2 protein-coding genes and 1 pseudogene are annotated in these 4,505 nt (G+C 69.0%); 1 reads left to right on the forward strand and 2 read right to left on the reverse strand.

What is annotated here, in order from left to right:
* Positions 1 to 261: 261 nt before the first annotated feature.
* Positions 262 to 708 (reverse strand): hypothetical protein, encoded by a 447-nt coding sequence (locus tag AB0D44_RS34150; protein ID WP_362598739.1) that lies wholly within the window; start codon positions 706 to 708, stop codon positions 262 to 264.
* Between the two features lie 587 nt (positions 709 to 1,295).
* The gene (locus AB0D44_RS34155) at positions 1,296 to 2,411 is read right to left on the reverse strand and encodes an NADAR family protein (protein WP_362598742.1); all 1,116 of its coding nucleotides are present in this window, start codon (positions 2,409 to 2,411) and stop codon (positions 1,296 to 1,298) included.
* Positions 2,412 to 3,003: 592 nt separating this feature from the next.
* Between AB0D44_RS34155 and AB0D44_RS34160 the strand changes: the two are divergent.
* Positions 3,004 to 3,779, forward strand: a pseudogene (locus AB0D44_RS34160) (IS30 family transposase); the annotation flags it as partial.
* Between the last annotated feature and the right edge of the window lie 726 nt (positions 3,780 to 4,505).

A 4,505-nucleotide genomic window follows, 5' to 3' on the forward strand; every position in this document is an offset into this window, starting at 1 on the left:
TGTCCTCTGCGGTTCTGAGGGGGCTAGTTGCCGACGCGGCGGCGTCGTCGTCCCGGTCTCCGACCGCAACGCGCGGTCGAAGTCGCGGTCCAGCTTCGGGAACGGGCAGCTGGCTCCGTCGATCTCCGCGCCCGCACGCAGCAACCCTCGCCCCCACCGCAGTCCGACCCGCACGACGCCGGATGATCAGATCAAGGACCTGTGTCTAACCCCCGGCCAGCGCCCGAGCGCGTCAGTCGGTACCGATGTCGTACACCATCTTCATGCCGTAGCCATAGGTGTTGAAGACGCTGCTCGGGGCGCCGACCTGGAGCTCAATCCGCCGCTCTGGCGGGTTCCGGTGAAGTGGAAATGCTGGGGAAGGTCGTGGCAGCTGCGGGGCTTGTGCCCCCAGGCGTCACCGGCGCCGCGGTAGGCGAGGGTCGCGTCCTGGGTGGTCGCCGCGCCGGCGGAGCAGTAGCCGTTGAGTTCACCGTCGATCTCGTAGCCGTTGGGGCGCGTGGACTTCACGGTCCCGATGAAGCTGATGTCGTAGTGCTCGTGGCCGTAGTAGACCTCGACATCACGGGTGGCCGCGTGGGCTGGAGCAGGGCCGACGAGGGGCAGGACCAAGGCGCCGAGGGTGGCGACCACCGCGGCTAGGCGCTGCCCCTTGGAGCGCGCGGGCACGGTGGCCGCGGACTCGCAGGCCGCAGCGGGGGCAGGCACGCTGAACAGCATGATCTTCTTCAGGACCTGAACAACGAACGGACCACACAGGTGGTGTCACCCCATAAGCAGCCAGGGAGTCGTTCGCACGACCGTCGTCCTCACAGCGGCAAAGGGCCCGGCCCGCCTTGCTGCCCGATCACCCGATCACCCGATCACGCCGGGGATGCCGCTGTGGTGGGCCGGCGAGGGTTTCGAAGCCGTCCCTTGCTGCGTCGGACGTCGGCCGCTACAGGGCCGCCACCGCGGCAGCACGCTCACTGCCCAGAGCCACGCGAACCACCGCGGCTAGTTCAGAGAGCTCATGAGCCCGAATCCCAGAACCCCCCGTCCACACCGGTCTGGCCATCGCCCGCACCACCCTTCACCGCGGTGTCACCCAGCGCCTTCCCACCCTGCGGCTGATCACCCCCGGGCCTGGGCAGCCCGACGCGATGGCCGGAGCACCTTCCAGTGTGACGAGGAGGAACGCTTTGGGGAACCTGTCAGGGTCCTTGGATGTTCCCACCTGCGCTGTCCGTCGGTCTGGCTTGCAGCGAGGTGGTCGGTCCAGTTGGCCTGCGCGTTGGCGACGGGTGGGCTTCGGGTCAGTTGATGAGGGTCTGCCCGGCCTGCAGTTCGGAGCGGACGAGTTCCAGGAGGCGGCCTGTCCAGTTGCGGCCCCGGCCCCCGTTCTCGCCCCAGAAGCCCGAGTCGGCGTCGTCGTAGAGCACGGTTGCGTCACCCGTGGCGAGGAGGATCGCCGCGAGGTCGGGGTGCTGCTCGTACTTGGCGCGCAGCAGACCGGCCATGACCGCCGTACGGACCTGCGTCCAGCCTTCGCGTCGCGGTGCCGCCGCAGCGACCGTACGCGCCTTCGCGCCCGACTCCGCCGCCACGACCGCGGCCCGGGCCTGCGGTTCGGCGACGGACCTGGCCCAGTAGGCGTGCGCCACCGACGGGTAGGTGGCTGCGCCGATGGTGATCGGGGCGGGGTAGTCGTTGCGCAGGGCTTTCTTGCCCGGGTCTTCCAGCGCCCGCTGCGGGTAGGAGTGGTAGATCTTGACCGCGGGGGCGAAGGACTCGGCCGGCCCGTCGGCGGGCACCCGTGAAGGCGCCTTCGCCAGCCACTGCCGACGCTCCTCGAAGTAGGCGACGGCCCCGTCGTACTCCTCCTGCGTGACCGCTTCTGCCCGCTCGTCCGGGGTGCGGCCGCCGGGCCCGGCCACCAGCACCCGCAGGGGACGGTCCTTGCGGTCCATGTCGCCGAGCGCGTAGTGCCGCACGGTCTCGGGGACGGCCAGGTAGGCCGCCCGGGCAGCGGCCCGGTTGTCCTCCGTAGGGTCCGCCATGAAGACGTCCACCGCGGCGAGGCAGCGGCCGGTCGAGTCGGGCCGGCCGTTCAGCTGGTCGATGGTGTCGCGGACTTCGGCGAGCAGCAGGTCCGGCGTCAGCCAGGTGTTCGGTTCACCGAACGTCCACGAGGCCAGGTGGTGCGCGGAGGCACGTCCGCCCTCCGGAAGGCTGGTGGCCACCCAGCCGCGGCGTAGCTTCTGCTCGAACTCCTCGAGGGTGACCAGCTCCCAGCAGTCGATCAGTCCGTCGGCATAGATGAAGAGGTCGGTGAGGAAGTAGGAGCCGCCGTTGCATATGAACGCGTGCCGCCAGGTACCGGGTACGCGGACGCCGTCCGCCGTGCGATGGGTGATCCGATTGCCGATCATGCCGCGATGATGCCGGACAGACCGGCCGGAGGGCACCTCGATTCCGGCGTTGCCGGCGTCTTGTGATGATGTGCCTCCACTCCGGGGAGGCGACGGTCTCGACAAGGGACGCGCGGTGGGCGGCCGGCGCGATGGCCGCGGTGTGCATGCTGCTGCTCCTGGCCCCTCCCGCACCGGGTGGTACAGCCGCCCCGTCGGCCCGCTGCCGTTCGACGTCGCCGGGGAGGTCGAACAGGGACCGGGTTGCCATGTGGAACATCGCAGCGCGACCGCCCGCCGCCCGGGCGCCTCCACAGTGCGATCTCTTGGGTTTGGGATGGTGGTGTGGGAGACAGCGGGCTGTGGTGTGTTGGTGCTGGTCGGGGCTTGTTTCGGGGTTTGGTGTCATTGTCTTTGATGTGTGAGATCGGTGGGGGATCGCTGTCCTGGGTCTTTATGGCTTCAGGGGTGACGCTGTCTCGGTTTCGTGGGTTCTGATCCATTGGTTGGCCGGGGGCCCGCTTGTGTGGGGTGGTGGACGAGGAAGTGCAACTCCCGGTGTTGGGGGCTTGAGTTCTGGTGATCGTCGCAACACCCCGTTCTGGGGTGTGCGATGGACTTCGAGGTCCGGGACTGTTCGGTCAACCGGGGACGCCTTCCGCTGACGGATGAACGGCATGCCTACCTTCAGCTCATGCAACAGGGCGTGAGTCATCGGGAGGCATGCCGGATCTTCGGCATCAACTATCGGACGGGGGAGCGGTGGCGTAACGGCCGCTCACCGTCCGGCAGGACCGCAGGGGCGCTACCGCTCACAGCGGTAGCGCCCTCGTGCGGTCCTCGCGTTATCTGCGCGAGGCGGACCGGATCCACATCGCGGACTGGTTGCGTGAGAAGGCTGCCATCCGGACTATCGCGGTCGAGCTGGGCCGCAGCCCGTCCACGATCAGCCGCGAGATACGCCGCAGCCGGCACCCGGTCAACGGCCAGTATCGGTCGCACGTGTCCTAGGCCCGCGCTGATGCCCGCCGGCCCCGCCCAAAGCCCGGCAAGGTCGGCCAGAATCCCGCGCTGCGGGGCTTCGTCCAGGACGGCCTGGGCCGGAAGTGGAGTTCGGAACAGATCTGCGAGAGTCTGCGCCGGACGTTCCCCGACCGGCCGGAGATGCACGTGGTCCATGAAACGATCTACCAGGCCCTCTACGTCCAGGGTCGCGGCGAACTCCACCGAGAGCTGGGCCGCGCCCTGCGCTCGGGACGCGCCCGCCGCACACCGCGCCGCCGGGCCCAGCAGCGACAGCCCCGCTTCTCCACCCCGATGGTCATGATCAGCGGCCGGCCCGCCGAGGCAGAAGACCGGGCCGTGCCCGGTCATTGGGAAGGCGACCTGACACCTACGTCCCGTGGCTACAGCGACGAGCCTCCGTCCTGACGAAGCCACCACAGCCGCGACACTGGGCGGGGCGTACCATCTGGGGGACACCGTGATCTTTCCAGAGCCTATCCGGTATACAGAATGAACCATCAGCATGATTCGCGGTGTGAGGAGAAGCCTGAATGATCGAGAGTCCGTGGACTCCAGCGCATCAGGCGGTGGAGTTGGGTGACCACACCGAGCTGACCCGTCTCCTTGACGCGGGCGCGGATCTTGAGGAGGTCTGCTGCGGGATGACCCTTCTACTCCATGCGATCGACGTGGAAGGGGACGGGGCTCTTCAGTCCGGAGGGCCGCTCGACTCGGCGCTCACCGCGGTCCCTCTTGGCCTACGGAGCCGACCCCAGCGCGACACCTGACGGTGAGACTCCGCGCGAGTTGGGAGCTCCTACAACCACGACATGGCAGTCAGGCTCCTGGACCGGCATACAGCAACCCTGGCGGCCCCTGCTGCCGGCCCGCGGAGCGGGCTGTGGTCCTGGAGGCGGAGCCGGAAGGATTGACGGGTGGGAGCGAAGCGGACACCCAACGGGCCGTAGGCCCGGACCCCGTGAAATGGGGTCACCTCCCGCGCGCAGCGCGGGAGTCCCCCGGTCCGCGAAGCGGACCGTTCAGGGTGGAGCGCAGCGGAACCCTGAACTAGTCCGCAGCGCAGCGCAGGACTCCGGCCCGAAGGGCCGG

Source organism: Streptomyces sp. NPDC048349 (genome assembly GCF_040651925.1).
GTDB lineage: Bacteria > Actinomycetota > Actinomycetes > Streptomycetales > Streptomycetaceae > Streptomyces.

Excerpts from the sequence above, each read along its gene's own strand:
- AB0D44_RS34155 (WP_362598742.1), bottom strand. The coding sequence starts at position 2,411 with ATGATCGGCAATCGGATCACCCATCGCACGGCGGACGGCGTCCGCGTA.